14 protein-coding genes are annotated in these 18,801 nt (G+C 73.4%); 7 read left to right on the forward strand and 7 right to left on the reverse strand.

The genetic code is table 11. The features are described 5' to 3' along the window. Positions 1-33: 33 nt before the first annotated feature. From ACFWVC_RS10695 to pstC, 4 genes are read right to left on the reverse strand one after another with little or no spacing between them, the layout of a single operon-like run. A complete protein-coding gene (locus ACFWVC_RS10695; RefSeq protein ID WP_384281818.1) occupies positions 34-2,649 on the reverse strand; it encodes a hypothetical protein in 2,616 nt (871 codons plus the stop codon). Next, positions 2,646-4,343 carry a phosphate ABC transporter substrate-binding protein PstS gene (locus tag ACFWVC_RS10700; protein ID WP_384281821.1) on the reverse strand — a complete coding sequence of 566 codons (1,698 nt, stop codon included), beginning with the start codon at positions 4,341-4,343 and terminating at the stop codon, positions 2,646-2,648. Before ACFWVC_RS10700 ends, ACFWVC_RS10695 begins: the two co-directional genes overlap by 4 nt. Then, positions 4,343-5,650 (reverse strand): phosphate ABC transporter permease PstA, encoded by a 1,308-nt coding sequence (gene pstA / locus ACFWVC_RS10705; RefSeq protein WP_384281823.1) that lies wholly within the window; start codon positions 5,648-5,650, stop codon positions 4,343-4,345. Before pstA ends, ACFWVC_RS10700 begins: the two co-directional genes overlap by 1 nt. Before the next feature lies 1 nt (position 5,651). Further along, on the reverse strand, positions 5,652-6,677 hold the full coding sequence (gene pstC / locus ACFWVC_RS10710; RefSeq protein ID WP_384281826.1) for a phosphate ABC transporter permease subunit PstC: 1,026 nt from the start codon (positions 6,675-6,677) through the stop codon (positions 5,652-5,654). 360 nt (positions 6,678-7,037) lie between these two features. Between pstC and ACFWVC_RS10715 the strand changes: the two genes are divergently transcribed. The 7 genes from ACFWVC_RS10715 to ACFWVC_RS10745 all read left to right on the forward strand — a co-directional run bounded on the left by ACFWVC_RS10715 (position 7,038) and on the right by ACFWVC_RS10745 (position 15,303). Continuing rightward, a complete protein-coding gene (locus tag ACFWVC_RS10715; protein ID WP_384281828.1) occupies positions 7,038-8,294 on the forward strand; it encodes a cytochrome P450 in 1,257 nt (418 codons plus the stop codon). Beyond that, complete coding sequence (locus tag ACFWVC_RS10720; protein ID WP_384281831.1) at positions 8,291-9,532, forward strand: aminotransferase class I/II-fold pyridoxal phosphate-dependent enzyme; 1,242 nt, start codon at positions 8,291-8,293, stop codon at positions 9,530-9,532. The genes ACFWVC_RS10715 and ACFWVC_RS10720 overlap by 4 nt, the downstream gene beginning before the upstream one ends. Then, complete coding sequence (locus ACFWVC_RS10725) at positions 9,529-10,713, forward strand: hypothetical protein (protein ID WP_384281833.1); 1,185 nt, start codon at positions 9,529-9,531, stop codon at positions 10,711-10,713. Before ACFWVC_RS10720 ends, ACFWVC_RS10725 begins: the two co-directional genes overlap by 4 nt. Next, positions 10,710-11,618 carry an NAD-dependent epimerase/dehydratase family protein gene (locus ACFWVC_RS10730; protein WP_384281836.1) on the forward strand — a complete coding sequence of 303 codons (909 nt, stop codon included), beginning with the start codon at positions 10,710-10,712 and terminating at the stop codon, positions 11,616-11,618. Before ACFWVC_RS10725 ends, ACFWVC_RS10730 begins: the two co-directional genes overlap by 4 nt. A gap of 42 nt (positions 11,619-11,660) precedes the next feature. After that, entirely contained in the window at positions 11,661-12,887 is a 1,227-nt protein-coding gene (locus ACFWVC_RS10735) for a condensation domain-containing protein (RefSeq protein ID WP_384281838.1), read from the forward strand. Between the two features lie 47 nt (positions 12,888-12,934). Beyond that, positions 12,935-14,011: a glutamate--cysteine ligase gene (locus ACFWVC_RS10740; RefSeq protein ID WP_384281841.1), complete on the forward strand. Its 1,077-nt coding sequence runs from the start codon at positions 12,935-12,937 to the stop codon at positions 14,009-14,011. A gap of 431 nt (positions 14,012-14,442) precedes the next feature. Continuing rightward, the gene (locus tag ACFWVC_RS10745; RefSeq protein ID WP_384281844.1) at positions 14,443-15,303 is read left to right on the forward strand and encodes a phosphotransferase enzyme family protein; all 861 of its coding nucleotides are present in this window, start codon (positions 14,443-14,445) and stop codon (positions 15,301-15,303) included. Positions 15,304-15,346: 43 nt separating this feature from the next. Here the strand turns inward: ACFWVC_RS10745 and ACFWVC_RS10750 are convergent, their stop codons facing one another. From ACFWVC_RS10750 to ACFWVC_RS10760, 3 genes are all read right to left on the reverse strand, one after another. Continuing rightward, positions 15,347-16,054, reverse strand: a complete 708-nt coding sequence (locus ACFWVC_RS10750) for a 3'-5' exonuclease (RefSeq protein WP_384281976.1) — start codon at positions 16,052-16,054, stop codon at positions 15,347-15,349. A gap of 94 nt (positions 16,055-16,148) precedes the next feature. Beyond that, positions 16,149-17,396, reverse strand: a complete 1,248-nt coding sequence (locus ACFWVC_RS10755; RefSeq protein WP_384281846.1) for an SAV2148 family HEPN domain-containing protein — start codon at positions 17,394-17,396, stop codon at positions 16,149-16,151. 123 nt (positions 17,397-17,519) lie between these two features. After that, the gene (locus ACFWVC_RS10760) at positions 17,520-18,794 is read right to left on the reverse strand and encodes a copper amine oxidase (protein ID WP_384281848.1); all 1,275 of its coding nucleotides are present in this window, start codon (positions 18,792-18,794) and stop codon (positions 17,520-17,522) included. Positions 18,795-18,801 lie beyond the last annotated feature (7 nt).

Genomic DNA, 18,801 nt, shown 5'->3' on the forward strand with positions numbered 1-18,801 from the left:
CGTTCGTGGGGGCGGCTCAGCCGCCCGTGCGGGTCACAGTCCGACGCGGCGGCGAAGCCGCCCGAACATGTCCCGCAGGACCGCCTCCTCCGGCAGCAGCGTCAGCGCTCGGCCGCCGGGAAGCGGGACGCGCAACGGCAGTCGGGGCTTCGCCCCGCCCGCGAAGGGCGCACCCACCGCGGCCACGGCGCCGAGCGCCGCACCGACGGGGACGGCCCAGCGCAGGGCGTTGGACGGATCGGCGGGGGTGGTGCCGTTGGCGGTGACCTGGACCGCGTCGCCGCCGTCGAAGGACGGCTTGGTGCTCGGCGCGGGGCTCGCGGACGCCGGGGCGGACGGGTCGGCGGTGCCGCTGGGCAGGCCGCCCGACGTGTCGCCGGTGCCGCCCGTGGTGCCCGTGCCGCCGGTGTCGCCGCCCGTCGCGTTCTCGTCCTCGCCCGCGGGGTGGGCGGGCTTGAAGGACTCCAGCTTGTCGGCCGCCTTGTCGGCCTTGGTACGCAGACCGGAGGGCAGCGGGGCGTAGCCGGGCGGGAGTTCGCCCGGACCCGTGCCGGTGGTCTGGCCGGAGCCGGCGGCGAACCGGAGCAGCTTGGCGTAGTCCTTGCGCGCGCTGGCGTCCAGCGCCGCGGGGCGCACGGCGGCGTGGACGAGCTCGGCCAGCGGATAGGCGTCCTTGGCCTTGGCCGCGGCCGGGTCGACCTCGGGAACGGAACTGTCGGAAGCGCTCGCGGCGGCCGCGGTCAGGGCCTTGCCGGTCGGCGCGGCGAACTCACCGGCGGCGTTCAGCAGCCGCGCGGTCTGCAGACTGTACCGGTCCGCCGAGGCGGCGTCGGTGATGGTCAGCACGAAGCGCGAACCGACGGTCTGCGGACCGGGGCTCTTGTAGGCCGGCGGGCTGGCCAGCGGGTCCCAGGTGGACTTCCACAGGGTGTCCGCGCGGCGGGTGTGCAGGGCGCCGGAGTGCATGTCGTCCACGTAGGGGTGGAAGTCGGTCATGCACTGTTCCTGCTTGGTGTCGGCCCCCGGGGGGACCGTGCACCAGGGGTCGCTCTTCGGGTAGTCGTCGACGTTCGGGTCGAAGGCGCCCGCGGTGTTCAGGTCGGCGTTGGTGCTGTAGTTCGGGTTGACCGTCATGCCCCAGTTGTCGGGGATGCCGGCCAGGAACCGCCGGGCGTCCCGGTCGGAGGCGATCCACTTCCACACCGCGCGGGCGGAGTCGGAGTGGCCGAGGGCGGTGATCAGGTCCGTGTCGGTGGCCGGGGTCTCGGAGACCGACAGCTGCGCGAACTCCGGGTTGTACTTGAGGAACTCGGGGTCGCTGACCAGGCCGGCCGGGTTCTTCGCGGCCCACTCGTAGCCCTCGGCCGTCGTCGTCGAACCCACCGAACCCCACGTGGAGTTGCGATACGACTCGGTGAGCAGCTTGGCCACCAGGCGCGGGGTGAGGTCGATGGACTCCACCTTCGTGCCGGTCAGTTTGCGCACCGATTCCGGGGCTCCGGCCTTGGCCCGGCGTTCGATGGTGAAGCCGATGACCACGCCGGAGAGGGCGACCGGCGCATACGACGCGTCCTCGGTGGCGTTCAGCGGCCGGGTGGTGAAGACCAGGCCGCTGTCACCGTTGTTCTCCAGGCGGGCCCGGGCGTCGGGCTCGCCGAGCTCGGTGTAGCCGTAGACCGAACCGCTCGCGCAGAGCGCGGTCTGCCAGCTGGTGATGGCGTCCGCGGCGAGCTCGCTGCCGCTGGTCGGGCGCTCCTTGGCGCCCAGCGCGCAGGTGGCGCCGACCTTGTTGAAGTCGAGCTTGATGGCGACGCGGTTCTTCCAGTTGGTGGAGGAGACCGGCGAGCCGGCGTTGACCTGGGTGTGGTCGGCGTACGGCTTGCCGTCCAGGTCGAGGTGGCCCTGCGGGACGATGACCAGCCAGCAGGAGCGGGGCGTGGCGTGCCCGTTCCTGGTGACGGGCATGCCGCAGCCCAGGTGCGGGGCCTCGAACGCGGTCTGGACCTCGAAGAACTCCTTGCCGGAGCCGTCCGCGCTGGTGCGGGCGAAGTCGACCTCGTTGGTGGTGTTGTAGTTGTACAGCCGGTTGTTCTGCAGGTTGCTGGTCACCATCGTGCCGTCGACCGCCTTGAAGGGCACCTCGCCCGGGGCGTTGGGGTTGGCGGCGCCGTACTGGCTGTCCTGGCCGTAGTTGGTGGGGTCGGCGCTGTAGAAGACCTTGCGGCTGTCGTCGAGGTCGTTGCCCGGCCAGGTGCTGCGGCCGGTGGTCGGCGAGGCGCCGTACTGGCACTGGGTGCGCGGCGGGCCCGGGTTGCCGGGGACGGAACCGTCGTCGTCGCCCCAGCACTGCATGATCTGCACGAAGTCGGTGTTGAACTGCGTGCCGGCGAACGTGGTCGGCGTGCCGCCCTTCCAGGAGACCGTGACGGCCTGGCTGGTGAGGTGCTTGGTCTGGCTGACCGTGAACTTCATGTCCTTGAACTCGCCGCGTCCGGAGACGCTGACGGACGAGTTCTCGGGGTCCGCCGCGACGGCGGGCTGCGCCGCCTGCGCGACCAGCCCGCCCAGCAGGGCGCCGACGGCCGCGCCGGCGGCCAGGCGTGCGAGGAGCCGCCGGACGCGGGTCCCCCGGTTCATCGGGCGCTTCATCGGGATCTCCTTCGCAGCAGCTGGGAGACGGCGGCGGGGAGCAGCACCAGGCCGAGCAGGGTGATCACGGCCAGCAGCATCAGTGTCTGCGCGCCGCCCCAGCCGCTCTGGGCCGCGACGCTGACCGGCTGCGCCAGGGCGATGGTGCCGGTGGCGCCGCCGGAGGTGCCGGTGCCGCCCGTGGCACCGCCGTCGGCGGCGACGGTCTGGCCGGTGTCGGGGTCGACGGAGGGGCTGCTGCCGTTGCCGCCGGAGGCGCCGGTGCCGCCCGTGGCGCCGTCGGTGCCGGTGCCGCCGGTGGTGGTGCCGCCCGTGGTGCTGCCGCCGGAGCTGCTCGAACCGCCGGAGGAGGAGGTGCTGGTGCCGCCCTTGGCGCCGCCGCTGCCGGTGGTGCAGGGCGCTGCGCCCTTCTTGTCACAGGCCTTCGGGAACGGGGCGGACTCGGCGAGGCGGTTGTGGCCGTCCGCGCTGAAGGTCGGGTTGTTGCAGTTCTTGATGTTGATGGACTGCGTCTTGACCCCGGGGATGCGGCGGATCTGGTCGAAGCCGGCCTGCACCAGGTTGATCGGCAGTGGCGAGTAGCCGAGTTCGGGCGCCTGCTGCTGGCCCTGGCACATGAAGTAGTAGGAGAAGGCGCCCAGCGTCTTGCCCTTGGCCTTGGTGAAGGTGCCCTGTTCCTTGAGCGGCAGGATCATGTACGAGTAGCTGGACAGCGGGTAGTTGCGCTGGTCGCTGTCGTTGTAGACGCCCTCGAGCTGCTGGGTGAGGTAGTCCGGGGAGTTCTTGTCGGTGTTGATCCGCGCCTTCAGCAGCGACACCGCGACGTTCTGCGCCGTGGGCTCGGTGTAGTAGCCCGCGTGGTTGAGGACCTTGGCGACCGGGAAGTGCGCGTTGAGCGCGTACGAGTAGTTGACGTAGCCGATCGCGCCCTCGCCGTAGCCCTGGGCGACGTAGCCCGCCACGCCGAGGTCGCCGGACTGGGCGATCATGCCGGAGACGGTCGGGAAGTACGAGGTCTGGCCGCAGGCGCCGGAGCGTCCGACCTTCCCGCAGTAGGCCTGCCACAGCGCCTTGTGCTGGTTGGCCATCCACATCGTGAACTGCGCGGTGGAGCCGGAGCCGTCGGAGCGCACGACGGGGATGATCGCGCGGTGCGGCAGCGCTACGCCGGGGTTGTCCGCGGCGATGACCTTGTCGTCCCAGTAGCTGACGGCACGGGTGAAGATCTTGGTGACCACGTCACCCGACAGCCGCAGGTTGGTGACCCGCTTGCCGTTGATCGTGAGGTGGTACATGAAGACGGTGCCGCCGGCCACGATCGGCATGTACGCGTAGGTGCCCTTGGCCGGGTTCTCGGCCGCCGAGCCGTCGGTGGGCTTGGTCTGGAACGGGATGTCGGAGACGGCGAAGTCGACCTGCCCGTTGAGGAACTGGCGACGGCCGTCGGAGCTGCCCGTACCGGAGTAACTGACCCGCATGCCGTACTGGTTGACGCCGCGGCGCCACTCGTCGACCGCGTTCTCGGCCCAGGTGGAACCGGCGCCGGCGATCGGGGTGTAGCCGGAGTCGGCGACGGCGGGCTGCGCGGCCGGCAGGACCACGGCGGCCAGCACTCCGAACAGCGCGGCGAGCGCGCTCAGAGCGCGCCATCTGGCCCGGACGGCCGTGTGCCGTCCGGTGAGGGGATTGCGCATCAGTCGTTGTCTCCAGGAGCGGTGGCGGTGGCGGCGCCGAGCACGGAAAGGGCGGGGGCGTGGAGCTGTTCGAAGCGCTCTGTGTCGCGGCGGGAGGCCCGCTCGGCGCGACGCGCCTGGCGCTTGGTCTGCTGACCCGGTCCGCGGCCGCCGAGCACACGGGCGATCGCGAAGAGCACCAGGACCAGGGCCATCAGCACGGCAGCCGCGCCGAAGCCTCGGGCGATCATGGCGGGTTCCGGGGACTTGACGAAGTTGAAGACGGCCAGCGGCAGGGAGATCATCGGGCCGTGCAGCGGGTCGGCGTTGAGGGCCGCGGTGAAGCCCGAGGTGAGCAGCACCGGCGAGGTCTCGCCGACACCGCGGGCGGTGCCGAGGATGACGGCGGTGGCGAGGCCCGAGCGCGCGGTGGGCAGTACGACGTGCAGCACGGTGCGCCAGCGCGGCGCGCCCAGGGCCTCGGAGGCCTCGGTCAGCGTGCCGGGGACCAGCCGCAGCACGACGTCGGAGGCGCGGATCACGATCGGCAGCATCATCACGCTGATGGCGAAGGCCGCCGCCAGGCCCGACTTCTCCATGCCGAGGATGAGGATCCAGGTCGCGTAGACCATCAGGCCGGCCACGATCGACGGGAGCGCCGTCATGGCCTCGACGATGGTCCGCACGAAGCGGGAGTAGCGGCCGGGGACCTGGTTGAGGTAGACCGCGCAGGCCAGGCCGAGCGGCACGGTGATCGCCAGCGCGATGCTGATCATGATCAGGGTGCCGAGCATGGCGTGCGCGATGCCGCCCACGCTCAGCGGGTCCAGGGGGCCGGCGGCCTGCATGTCCTGGCTGAAGAAGTTGCCGTGCGGCAGGGCCGTGCGGCCGCGCCACAGTGTGAAGCCGACGACGAGGACGAGCGCGGAGAACAGCACGACGGCGGCGGTCCAGAGCACGACCGTCATCACCCGGTCGCGGACCGCGGGACCGTCGTCCTCGAGGCCGGTGAGGATGGCGTAGCCGGCCAGGAACGCAAGGTACGCGGTCACGGTGAAGCCCAACGCGCCGGACAGCGGCGCGAGTTCGCCGAACAGCAGGACCGCCAGGCACAGGCCTGACGCGGCGGCACCGGCGAGGGCCAGCAGCGCGTTGCGGTCGGCGCCGCCGATCCGGCGGGGCCGGTCGAGTTCGGCCGCGGCGGGGTCCTCCGTGGGCAGGGACGTCGTGGGCGCCGTGGCGGCCGCGGAGGTCGCGGACGTCCCGGGGACGGCGTCCTCCGCGGCGCCCTTCACGGCGTGCGCGGGGGTCTCTTCGACGACGGTCATGTCATGCCTCGCTCTGCGAGCCGGAACGGGAACGGGCCACGAAGGAGGAGGCGGTGAAGTTGACCACCAGCGTGAGGACGAACAGCGCCAGGCCGGCCGCCATCAGCGCCGACATGCCGAACTCGGAGGAGTCGCCGTAGTGGAGCGCGATCAGCGACGAGACCGAGTTGGCGCCGGTCTGCAGGACGTGCCACTGGATGGTGAAGACCGGCGAGATGATCATGTAGACCGCGATGGTCTCGCCGAGCGCCCGGCCGAGTCCGAGCATGGTGCCGCCGATGATGCCGCCGCGGCCGTACGGCAGCACGACGGCGCGGATCACGCCCCAGCGCGTGGCGCCGAGCGCGTAGGCGCCTTCCCGTTCACCGGGCGGGGCCTGGGCGAAGACCTCGCGCATCACGGAGCACTGGATCGGCGCCACCATCAGCGCGACCACGAGCCCGGCGATGAAGGACGAGGCGGTGTACACGCTGCTGGAGGCGAGCGGTTCACCCGGCTGCGTGCCGTCCACGTGCAGGAAGGGGATCCAGCCGAACCAGTCGGACAGCCATCGGGAGAACCCGATGACGTGGCCTTGGAGGAAGAACAGGCCCCACAGGCCGTAGACCACGGACGGGACGGCGGCCATCAGGTCGACCATCGCGATCAGCGTGCGGCGCAGCCGGCGCGGCGCGACCTCGGTGATGAACAGCGCGGTGCCGAGGGCCAGCGGCACCGAGAAGAACACGGCGACGGCGGCGATCAGCAGCGTTCCGGGGAGGACCGCCGCGATGCCGAAGTGGTGGACGTCGGGCTGCCAGGCGGCCGTGGTGAGGAACGAAAAGCCGGCGACCTTGAGCGCGGACCCGGCCTTCAGGAGCAGGAAGACGCCGACCGCGGCCATGATCGCGAGAACGGTCGTGCCGGCCGCCGTCAGAGACCAGCGGAAGACCCGGTCGCCGGTACCGCGCGCCGAATTCTTCATGCGCGGTGGTGCGCTCTCCGGCTCCGGTCTCACCGGCTCCACTCCCGCCGATGCGGTTGACATTTGCTGCGCCCCTCCCTCGATTACGCCGTCTACGGGCGTAGTTCCTGGGTGATTCAAGAGGTGACGCGTGTCGTCGGAGGCGTTCACAAGTGATGAAAATATGAACAGTGAGTGTTCTAGAGACGTGGGTCGCGTGGAAGTACCGCAGAGACTGATCGAAGTGAACGGGCGACCGTAGCGGACCGGCCTGCACAAGCGCCAATTACGTTCACGGGTGGGTGAAATGTGTCGACCCGGCTGGATCCGGACCCATCCGGCGGAGCACTCTGCTGGGCACGTGCCCATTGCCCCGCCTTCGGGCGTGCCCGCCCCGGCGCGCCCCGCCCCCGAGCCGGAGTCCGCATCCCCTCCATGATCCATGTGACCTCGCCCCCACTCTCACCCGCCCCCCACGCACGCTCCGCGGCGGGTCTCGTACGGCGGTGGCGCAAGGCGGTGGACCCGGACGAACTCGCTGATGTCTACGATGCGTTGGCCGCGACCGGCCCGCTCGTGCCGACCCCGTGGGGCGCCCTTCTGGTCACCGGCCACGAGGACTGCCGGCAGGTGCTCGCCGACCGGGCCTGGCGCACCCTCGGCGCCCGCTGGCGGGACGCACACCGCCCCGGGTGGCGCAGCAGCCCGAGCACGGTGGGGCTGTGCGAGACCCCGCTGCAGCAGGACCCGCCCGAACACACCGCGCGCCGCCGCCCGTTGAACTCCGCGCTGGCCCCGCGCGCGATGCGCGAGGCCGCGGAGAACCTCGTGGAGCCGCTCGTCGCCGCCTCCGTCGACCGGTTCGCCGCGACCGTGCGGCGACAGGGCAGCGCCGACATCGTCGCCGAAGTGTGCCGCCCGCTGCCCACCGCCGTGCTGGCGGAGCTCACCGGGCTGCCGCCCGAGGTCGACCGGGCGTGGCTGGCCGCCGAGAGCATGGCGATGGTGCGCGTGGAGGAACTGGCCGCGCCCCCCAGCGTGGTGCGGCGCGCGGACGCCGCCGCCGTCGCACTGCTGGCCTGCTACGACCGCGTCCTGACCGAGCGCCACCGGCGCCCCACGGGCGACCTGCTGTCGCAGTGGGCGGCCGAGGACCCGCACGGGGCGCGCTATCTGCTGCTCACGCTGTTCTCCGCGGGGGTGCCGACCACGGCGGCCCTGCTGGCCGCGGTCGCCCTGGCGCTGACCACCCAGCCGCTGCTTGCCGAAAGGATCCGCCAGGACGCCGGATTCGCCGAGCGGCTCACCGACGAGGTACTGCGCTGGGACCCGCCGGGGCGCGTCGTGACCCGGGTCGCCGCGGCCGGCACCGAACTCGCGGGCCGCGAACTGCCCGCCGGGCAGGTCGTCCACGCCCTGATCGGCGCCGCCCACCGCGACCCGCTGTTCTTCCCCCAACCGCACGCCTTCGACCCCGACCGGCCCGCACAGCGGCTGCTCGCCTTCGGCGCCGGACTGCACTACTGCCTCGGGTCCCACCTGGCCCGGACTCAGGCGGTCGCCTTCGCGCGGGGCTTCGCCCACGCGCTGCCCGGAGCCCGCGCCGCGGCGCCGCCGGAGCGCCATGCCGGCCCCAGCATGGCCGACATCGCCCGGCTTCCCATCCACTCGCCCCTCAGTCAAGGGAGACCGAGCCAATGACCGACATCCAGGACGCCACCGACGTGTTCGACAAGGACCTGTCCTCGTCGACGTTCGTCCGGGCCATGGAGACGACCGGCATCCGGCCCTTCTACCGGCCGATGCACGCCTCGGCCGACGGCGAGGCCCTGGTCGAGGGCCGCCCGGTGGTGATGGCCGGCTGCAACGACTACCTGGGCCTGTCCACCGATCCGCGGGTCACCGCGGCCGCCGCGCAGGCGCTGACCCGCTACGGCGCCTCCTGCTCCGGGGCCCGCACCCTGAACGGCACCCTGCCGCTGCACGGCGAACTCGAACGCCGCGTCGCCGACTTCCTCGGCACCGAGGCGGCCGCCGTCGTCACCACCGGCTTCCAGGCCAACCTCGCCATCGCCGCCCTCCTCGGCAAGGGCGACATCGTCTTCAGCGACATGGCCAACCACGCCTCGCTCGTCGACGGCATCCGGCTGGGCGCCGCCCGCCGCGCCCTATACCCGCACTCCGACACCGGGCACCTGGACACCCTGCTGGAGCAGGCCGCGGCCGTCGACCCGGCCGCGGGCAAGGTCATCGTCACCGACGGCATGTTCTCCATGGACGGCGACCTGTGCCGGCTGCCCGAACTCACCGCGCTCGCCTCGCGGCACCGCGCGCGCCTGATCGTCGACGGCGCGCACGACATCGGGCTGCTCGGCCCCGGCGGCCGCGGCGTCGCCGAGCACTTCGGGCTGCTGGACCGGGTGGACCTGTTCACCGGGACGCTGTCGAAGTGCTTCGGCTCCACGGGAGGCTTCCTCGCCGGACCCGCCCACGTCATCGACTACCTGCGCTACAGCGCCCGTTCGGTACTGTTCTCCGCCTCGATGCCGCCGGCCGCGCTGGCCGCGGGGCTGGCCGCGTTCGACATCGCCGAGGCCGAACCCTGGCGCCGCGTCCGCGTCCTCGCGCTCGCCGACCGGCTCCGCGCGGGGCTCCGCGCCCTCGGCTACGACACCGGGGACTCGGTCACACCCGTCGTGCCCGTCCTGATCGGCGACGCCGCCGACTGCGCCCGGATGTGGCAGGCCCTGCTCGACGAGGGCGTGTTCACCAACGCCGTCGGCGCCCCGGCCGTGCCCGAGGGGCGCTGTGTCATCCGGGTGACCGTGCAGGCCACGCACTCCGACGGCCATCTCGGGCGTATCCTCGACGCCTTCGACGCGGCCGGCCGCCGGGTCGGCCTGCTGCCCGCGCTGCCCCGTCAGGCGGCCACCCGGTGAGCGCCGCCGCCACCGCCGCGCGAGTCGCCCCCGCACCCGCACCCGTCACCGTCACCCCCGTCGACGGCAGGGCCGACACCACCGCCTTCATCCGCCTGCCGTACGCGCTCTACCGCGGCGACCCGCACTGGGTCGCCCCCCTGGAGCGGGAGATGCGCGCCTTCCTCGACCCGCGCCGCAATCCCACCTTCGCCACCGCCGAGATCCGGCTGCTGCTGGCCCGGCGCGGCAAGGCCGTCGTCGGCCGGATCGCGGTGATCTCCGAGCCGCGCTACCAGGAGCGGCACGACTTCACCTGCGGCCATTTCGGCCTCTTCGAATGCGCCGACGACACCGAGGCCGCCGCCGCGCTGTTCGACGCGGCCGCCGCCTGGCTGGGCGAGCGGGGCCTGACCCGGATGCTCGGCCCGCTCAGCTTCTCCGTCAATGACGAGTGCGGGGTGCTCGTGGAGGGCTTCGACGGTCCGCCCAGCGTGGGCATCCCGTACAACCCGCCCTACTACGCACGGCTGCTGGCCGACTGCGGCTTCGGCAAGGCCAAGGACCTGCTGTCCTGGCTGGTGCCGATGCCGCCCGACGGCGAGCCGCCGGCCGGTATCCGGCGGGTCGCCGAGCGCACCCTGTCCGACCCGGCCGTCCGGGTGCGGCCGCTGGACCCGGGCCGCTGGGACGAGGAGATGGCCGTCATCAAGGACATCTACAACGACGCCTGGGCCGAGAACTACGCCTCCGTCCCGCTGACGGACGACGAGTTCCGGCACATGGCGGCCCAGTTGAAGTCCGTACTCAAGCCCGAACTGGTGCGGATCGCCGAGGTGGACGGCGAGCCCGCCGCCTTCACGATGTGGCTGCCCGACGTCAACCAGGCGCTGCGCGCCGCACGGGGCCGGCTCACCACCTGGGGGCTGCCGGTGGGGCTGCTGCGCGTCACCCTCGGCATGGGCCGCATCACGCGCGTGCGGGGCGGCACTTCGGGCGTGCGCAAGGAGCACCGCAGCCGCGGGCTGGTGGCCGTGCTGCTCGCGGACGCGCAGCGCGCCGCGCACCGGCTCGGCTACACCGAGACCGACCTGTCCTGGATCCTGGAGGACAACCGCGGCTCCAACCGGCACGCCCAGGCCATGGGCGGCGTCCACTTCCGCACCCACCGGCTGTACGTGCGCGACGGCGGCCCCCGATGAGATATCTGGTCACCGGCGCGACCGGATTCGTCGGAGGTCACCTCGTCCGCCATCTCGCCGAACGCGGCGAGCAGATCACCGCCCTCGTGCGCGACGGCCGCCGCGTGCCCGGCGCCCGGCTCGCCCCCGGAGACCTGCTCACCGGCGAGGGGCTCACCGACGCGCTGCGCGACGTCGACCGGGTCATCCACCTCGCGGGGGTCACCAAGTCGGCCGACCCGCGTGCCTACACCGCCGTCAACACCGACGGCACCCGGCGGCTGCGCGACGCCGTCGCCGGACTCCCCGTGCCGCCGCGGCTGGTCTACTGCTCCTCGCTGGCCGCCTCCGGTCCGGGACGCAGGCGGCGCGCCGAGGAACCGCCCGCGCCCGTCTCCCTGTACGGGCGCAGCAAGCTCGGCGGCGAACTGGCGCTCGGCGAGGCGGCGGACCAGGTGAACGCCGTCACCGTCCGGCCGCCCATCGTCTACGGCCCGGGCGACCGGGAGTTCCTGCCCCGGCTGGTGGGCGCGGTGCGCTCCGGACTGCTCCCGGCCGTCGGACGGCCCGGGCCGCGGCACTACTGCCTCGTCCACGTCGACGACCTGTGCCGCGCGCTCATCGCCGCGGCCGACCCCGCGACGGCCCCCGGCACGCACCACGTCTGCGACGGCACCGAGCACCGCTGGGACGACATCGGCGGCGCGGTCGCCGCCGTCCTGCGCCGGCGCGCCCCCCGCGTCGTCCACATCCCCGCGCCGCTGGCCGCGGCCGCCGCGCGCCTGGCGGGCCGCTCCTCCATGCTCAACCCCGACAAGGTGGCCGAGGCCCGCCATCCCGCGTGGACCTGCGCCCCCAGCGAGACCCTGCCCTTCGGTCCCACCACCCCGCTCGCCGAAGGCCTCCGCGCCTCCCTCACGGGCTGACCCGGACCCGGCATGCACACCCCGAGGAAGGTGGCCCCCGTCATGCGCCGTCGACTGTCGCCGTACGAACGCGCGATCTGGGCGGCGGGCGAACGCCTCCCGGTCAACATCGCCGCCGTGGCCCGCGTGACGGGCCGCACGACCGCCGGGCGGGTGCGGGAGGCCGTCGCCTTCGCGCGGGAGCGGCACCCGCTGCTGGGGGTGCGGGTGGCGGACCCCGGGTGGTGGCAGGCACGGCTGACCACGGCGGGCGCCGCGGACCCGCCGGTACGCGTGGTGCGGGCCACCGGGACCGGAGAGCCCGGCGACTGGACCCGGGTCGTGGAGGAGGAGCTGCAGCGCCCCTTCGACACGGCCGCGGGGCCGCTGGCGCGCTTCGTCCTGGTGGACGCGGGCGAGGCGTTCGACCTGGTCGCCGTCTTCCACCACCTCGTCGCGGACGCGGTCTCGGCGGGCGTGGTCGTGCGCGACCTCCTCACGCGTCTGGCCGCGGCGCCGGTGACGGACACCGCTCCCGTGCTGGCCCCGCCCGCCGACCATCTCGTCCCCGGCCCGCGGGTCAACCCCGCCGACCTGCTGAGGACCGCCCGCGCGCTGGGCGGGACGGTGCCCGTGCCGCGGCCGCGCGGCGGGCCGCTGGCGTTCCTCCCGTGGACGGTCGACCGGGAGGAGACCGCGCTGCTGCTCAAGCGGTGCCGGGCCGAGGGGACGACGTTGCAGTCCGCGCTGTGCGCGGCGTTCGCACGGGCGGCCACGCCGGGCCGCTCCGCGCGCATCGCGGTGGCGGCCGACCTGCGCCGGGTGCTGGACCCGCCGCCGGGCGAGGCGGTCGGCCTGTACGCGGCCAGTTTCGTGATCTCCGCGGACGGCGGGGACGACCTGTGGACCGCGGCCAGGGACGCGCGGGCCGACATCCACTCCCGGCTGACCCCGGACGCGCTGCGGCCCCTGGTCCGCGTCTTCCGGCTGACCTCCGCCGTCCCGCACCGCGCGATCGGCGCGCTGCTGCGCCGCGGCGAGGAGCGCGGGCCCCGCTTCGACGTCTCCGTCAGCAACGCCCGGCTGCCGATCCCGGAGGAGTACGGACCGCTGCGGCTGTACGCGGTGCACGGCGCGGCACACACGAGTCTGTCCGGTGCCCCGCTCGTCATCGTCATCGGCTTCGGCGGCCGGCTGTTCTGCAGCGTGACGTCCACCGACGGGGAGACGTCGGCGGACCTGTGCCGGCGCGCCATGGGGCATCTGACGGACGGCGGGGACGGGGTCTGAACCCACCCCCACGGGTACCGCTCGCCCTCAGCGGGTATCGAAGAGTCGTGGCACGCACCGTCGGGGTCGAGGAAGAACTCCTCCTGGTGGACGCGCGGACCGCAGAGCCGCGGGCCGTCGCCGACGCCGTGCTGAGCGGCGCCCAGTGGGCCCACGAGCTCGTGATGGAGCTGCAGCAGCAACAGATCGAGCTCAACACGTCACCGTGCGTCACGCTGGACCAGCTGCGCGGGGAACTGCGCACCTGGCGCCGGCGGGCGGCGCGGCTCGCCGCGTCCCAGGGCGTGGACATCGCGGCGCTGGGCACCTCGCCGCTGCCGGTCTCCCCGAGCCTGACGCCGCGGGGCCGCTACCGCCGGATGGCACAGATGTTCGGCCTCACCGTGCTGGAGACGCTGACCTGCGGCTGCCACGTCCACGTGGGCGTCGCGTCCGACGAGGAGGGCGTCGCGGTCATCGACCGCATCCGGCCCTGGCTGCCGCCGCTGCTGGCCCTGAGCGCGAACTCACCGATGTGGCAGGGCACCGACACGGGTTACTCCAGCTACCGCTACCAGGTCTTCGGCCGGTGGCCGACCGCCGGCCCGACCGCGGCATTCGGGTCCGCGGCGGACTACCACCGGGCGGTCTCGCGACTGCTGGCCTCCGGCATCCTGCTGGACCAGGGCATGGTCTACTTCGACGTCCGCCTGTCGGCGAAGTTCCCGACGGTGGAGGTGCGGATCTGCGACGTGTGCCCGGACTACCAGGACTCCGTGGTGCTGGCCGCGCTGGTACGCGGCCTGGTCGAAACCGCCGCCCGCGACTGGGCGGACGGCCGTCCGGCCCCCGGACCCGGCGTGGACGTGCTCCGCCTGGCGTCCTGGCGGGCCAGCCACTCCGGGCTGGACGGCGCCCTCCTGCACCCGCTCACGCACCGCCCGGCGGGCGCGCACGACGTGATCGAGGCACTGGTCTCCCACGTCGAGGGCGCCCTGAAGGACTCCGGCGACCTGTACACCGTGCGCGCCGGCGTCGACCGGCTGACCTCCCAGGGCACCGGCGCCCACCGCCAACGCGAGGCATACACACGCGGCGGCCCGATCGCGGTCATCCGCGAGGCCGTCACCCGCACCCGGGCCTGACGACCACCACCCATGCCCGCAACGCCGACCTCCACATCCCTGCACGCCGCCGACGGCTTCCCGCCCCACGGCACCGGCGCCCACCGCCAACGCGAGGCATACACACGCGGCGGCCCGATCCCGGTCATCCGCACGCAGGCCTGACCATCCACCACCCGTGCCCGCAACGCCCCCAAGCCACCGGCGCCCACCGGCAACGCGCGAGCGGTCTCCCGGGAAGCCATCCGCCGCACCCGGGCCTGACCGCACGGCACGCGCCACACCGCAGGGCGGACGCGCGCGCAGCGGTTCGGCGCCCCGGATCGAGCGGTGCGGTACCGAGCCGGGGCCGGGGCCGGACACGGTGACGTGCGACCCCAAGGCGCCGCGCCACTCGGCCGGGGCCCCGCCTCGGCCACGGGCGCACCGTACCGATCTGCGATCATCGCCGTATGGCGTTCACCGAAGAGCTCGCGCGGTCCGTACTCGCGGCGGACGGGCACCACGAGGCGAAGCTGATCGCGCTCGGGGAGAACGCGGTCTTCGAACTCGCCGACGGCACGGCCGTCGCGAAGGTCGGCCGGGGGCCCGAACTCCTGGAGCGGGCGGCCCGCGAACTGCGCACGGCGACATGGCTCGCCGGGCACGGGGTGCCCGCGGTGCGGGCGGCGGAGCCGGAGGCCCGGCTCGTGGACGGCCACCCGGTGACGTACTGGGAGCGCCTGCCGGAGACCGTGCGTCCCGCGGAGCCCGCCGACCTGGCCGCGCTGCTGCGGCTCGTGCACGCCCTGCCGGAACCGGACTTCACCCTGCCCCGCCGGGATCTGCTGGACGGGGTGGAGCGCTGGCTGCGCCTCGCGGGCACGGCGGTCGACCCGGCCGACGCCGCGTATCTGCGCGAGCGGCGCGACGGGTTCGCCGCCGCGGCCGCCGCCCTGACACCGCACATCGCGCCGGGGCCGATCCACGGCGACGCGCTGCCGCGCAACGTCCATGTCGGCCCGCAGGGACCCGTGCTGGTCGATCTGGAGACCGTTTCCAGCGATCTGCGCGAGCACGACCTCGTCGTCATGGCGCTCAGCCGGGACCGCTACGGCCTCGATCCGGCAGCCTACGACGCGTTCACCGCCGCCTACGGCTGGGACGTCCGCGACTGGGAGGGCTGCGCCGTCCTGCGCGGCGCCCGTGAGACCGCCAGTTGCGCCTGGGTCGCCCAGCACGCGCCCGGCAACCCGGCGGCTCTCGCCGAGTTCCGGCGCCGCGTCGCGTCCCTGCGCGACGACGACCCGACGGTGCGCTGGCACGCGTTCTAGCCGACGCCGACGTCGGCGCCGGCGCCCGCCACCTGACGTCCCGTCACACCGGTTCGCGCAGCGGCCACCGCGTGTCGATCTCGATCTCGGGGGCCCCGCCCTGGCGGACCAGCCAGCGCTGGTAGCCCTCGGCCCAGTCGGCGTACCAGCCGATCTGGGACCGGTGCAGTTCCCGCAGGCCGCCGGCCGCCCGCGGGTAGCGCTCGGCGATGGCGCAGGCGACCCGGACGGCGGCCAGCGCGTCCGCGCTCGCCTCGTGCGCGTCGTCGAGGGTGACGCCGTACTCGCGGCAGGCGGCCTCCAGATTCCGCTTGCCCTTGCGGTAGCGGTCGAGCGTGCGGTCCATGACGAGCGGGTCGATGACGGGGCCGACCTCGCCGCCCAGCCGGTCCTCCAGGGACGGCAGCTGATGCCTGCGCAGCTCCGCCGCGAGCAGACTGAGGTCGAAGGGCGCGTTGTAGACGACGACGGGGACACCGGCCGCCCAGTGGGCGACGAGGGCGTCGGCGATCTCGTCCACCGCCTCGACCGCCGGCCGGCCCTGCGCGGCCGCCTGCTCGCTGCTGATGCCGTGCACCGCGGTGGCCTCCGCGGGGATGGGGACGCCGGGGTCGACGAGCCAGCCCAGGTGGCGTATCGGCTCCCCGTCCCTGACCTCGGTGACGGCCGCCGTGACGATCCTCGCTCCGAGCGGATCCGTGCCCGTCGTCTCCAGGTCGAAGCCGACCAGCAGTTCCCGGTGCCATCCCATGGCCATTGGCGTACGTCCTTCCCGCGGTTCCCCCGTGTGCTCTGCCATCATCCCGTGCGCCACTGACAGTCCCGCCGCCGGGCGGCCGCCGGCGTCAGGACACCGGCCGGGAGTCCGCCCACACGCCCTCGAACTCCTCGCGGTAGATGCCGAAGAGTCCTTGCTCCGCCTCGGCGGCCTCGCCGTCCTTGGTCTGCACGAGGTCACGGGGCCCGCCGCGCAGGATGATCACGGGGGACTCCATGCCCCGGGCCTTGCGCAGGTACGACTGGACGACCGCGACACCGTTCGCGGTGTCGCCGTCCACCAGGTAGGCGGTGAAGCGGGGGGTCTCGTCGAAGACCCGGATCTCGAAGGCGGCGGGGTCGCGCAGCCGTGCCCGCACCCGGCGCATGTGCATGATGTTCATCTCGACGGCACGGCTCAGCTCCCCCCGCCCGAGGCCGAGTTCGCGCTCGCGGCGCCGGACCGCGCTGCTGGCCGGGTTCAGGAAGAGCAGCCGCATCCGGCAGCCGGACTCCGCCAGCCGCACCAGCCGCTTGCCGGAGTAGTTCTGCACGAGCAGGTTGAGCCCGATCCCGACGGCGTCCAGCCGCCGGGCGCCCCCGAACAGGTCCTCGGCCGGCAGCTGCCGCTGCAGTCGCACCCGGTCCGGGTAGACGCCGACGACATCGGCGTAGCGGTCGGCGACGAGTTCCTCGACGGCGTCGACGGGCAGGCGTTCGGCGGACGGGTAGCCGGGGCCGGAGCCGAGCACGTCGAGCAGCCGGGCGGCGGCCCGCTCGGCCTGGTCCAGCACGGTCCGGGACAGCGCGCGGTTGCGGGAGACGACGTGCCGGGCCACCTCCAGCTCGTCCAGGGCGAGTTCGAGTTCACGACGGTCGTCGAGGTAGGGCTCGAAGCACGGCCAGTGCTGGACGACCAGTTCGCGCAGCTGCGGCAGCGTCAGGAAGCTGAGGATGTTGTCGTCCGCGGGGTCGAGCAGGAAGCCCTTGCGGCGGCTGACCTCGCGGACGGCGGCGGCCCGCTGGACCCATTCGTGCCCGGCGGGGCCCGCGGCGGCGACCACCCACTCCTCGCCGTGCACAGGCTCGTAGATGGGGCGCAGGACGGCGTTCACCACGGCACGGAGCCGCTGCTCGACCAGATTGAGCCACACGTAGGCCCGCCCGGCGCGGCGGGCGCGGGTGCGCACCTCGGCCCACTCGTCGGCGCCCCAGTCCAGTTCCGCTCCGATCTCCAGCGGCAGTGCCAGGGAGGCGGTTCCGGTGCCGTTCCCCTCGCCGATGCCGCCCTGGTCCCCCTGATCACCACCACCAGGGAGCACCAGACCTCCCGACATCACGACTGCACCCGCCTTCCCGCCCCCGTACACGATCAAGGAAGGGTACTGCGGGGCGGGGGGCGGTGCAGCCGTAACGACGCTACTTCACCACATGCTTACTCGTTTCACCTGCCAAAGCCCTCAGTGCGCCCGGCCGTTGTGGCCGGAGAGGTCGTCCGGGGTGAGCGGGCTCATCGCGGTGACGTCCCGGGGCACGAGCTGGAAGCCCTGCCAGTGGATCGGCATGGGCGCCTGGTCCTCGTCGCGGGGGATGTGGTGGAAGCCGACGTTGACCCACACCACGGGGTGGGTGAGGGTCTCGCCGTCCGTCCACCGGTCCACCGAGGTGCCCCGGCCGGCGCAGGCCGGGTCGCTGTTGCCGCTGGCCAGTTCCTCGCAGGCGCGGTACTGGGTGACGTACACGTCCTTGGAGGTGTAGGCGTGGGCGTCGTAGTGGTCGGAGTGCTGCTGGACCAGCTCCCAGGAGCGCGGATGCCGGTCGGCGTTCACACCGGCCGTGGAGGCCACGCGCCACCAGCGGCGCAGCGCGGAGGTGGCGGCCAGCTCCTTGGTGACCGGGGTGCGGGTGGTCTTCAGGACGGCGGAGCCGCTGCCCCGGCCGGCCTTCTTGGTGTCGTACTGCTCGACCTTGGGGCGGGCGGAGCCGTCCGCGGCGAAGTCCAGCCGCCAGAAGACGGAGTGGTAATGGCTGGTGGCGTGGTCGTGGCCGCCCTTGCCGATGGGCCAGCCGGTGCCCTCGCCGCTGTAGTCGGACGGCGACAGGTCGCCGGTCGCCCCCACCTTGGCGGTGAGGGTCCCGTCGTCGGAGAAGTTCCACTGGGTGACGTACTCGTACCAGCCGAGCTGCGAGACGGAGAACACCACCAGGTCGCTGCCCTGCTTGGTGTACTTCTTGGCGTGGCCCTGGTCGTCGTAGACGTCGCCGCGGTAGGCGTAGCCGTGCGGCGCGGTCGTGGTGCACAGCGCCTTGACGGTGCGTTCCTGCTGCGGGACGTAGGCGGAGCCGATGGTGCCCCCGGGGCACTCCTCGGGGCCGATGTCGACGGCCGTGTTGCCGAAGCCGATGTCCGACAGGTCGTTGTACTCGGTCAGGCCCGAGTCGTAGGGCACGTTGACCTGGGCGAGCGCCGCGGAGTCCAGCACCTTGATCGGCCGCGGTTCCTTGCGCGGCTTGTAGGCGATCTTCTCCAGGACCAGTCCCTTGGTGCCGCTGATGCGCCAGCACATGGTCCAGGTGGTCCCATTGGAGAGCTTCTTGCTGATGGCGGTGGCCGTGCCGCAGGCGGCGGCCGCCTGGGGGGCGGCCGCGGCAGGCGCCGCCCCCACGACGAGCGCGGGCAGGAGCAGGAGCGCCGAGGCCGTACCGACGGCCCGGCGCACGTGTGCGGTGCGCATGGTTGCT

Source organism: Streptomyces sp. NPDC058691 (assembly GCF_042714775.1).
GTDB lineage: Bacteria > Actinomycetota > Actinomycetes > Streptomycetales > Streptomycetaceae > Actinacidiphila.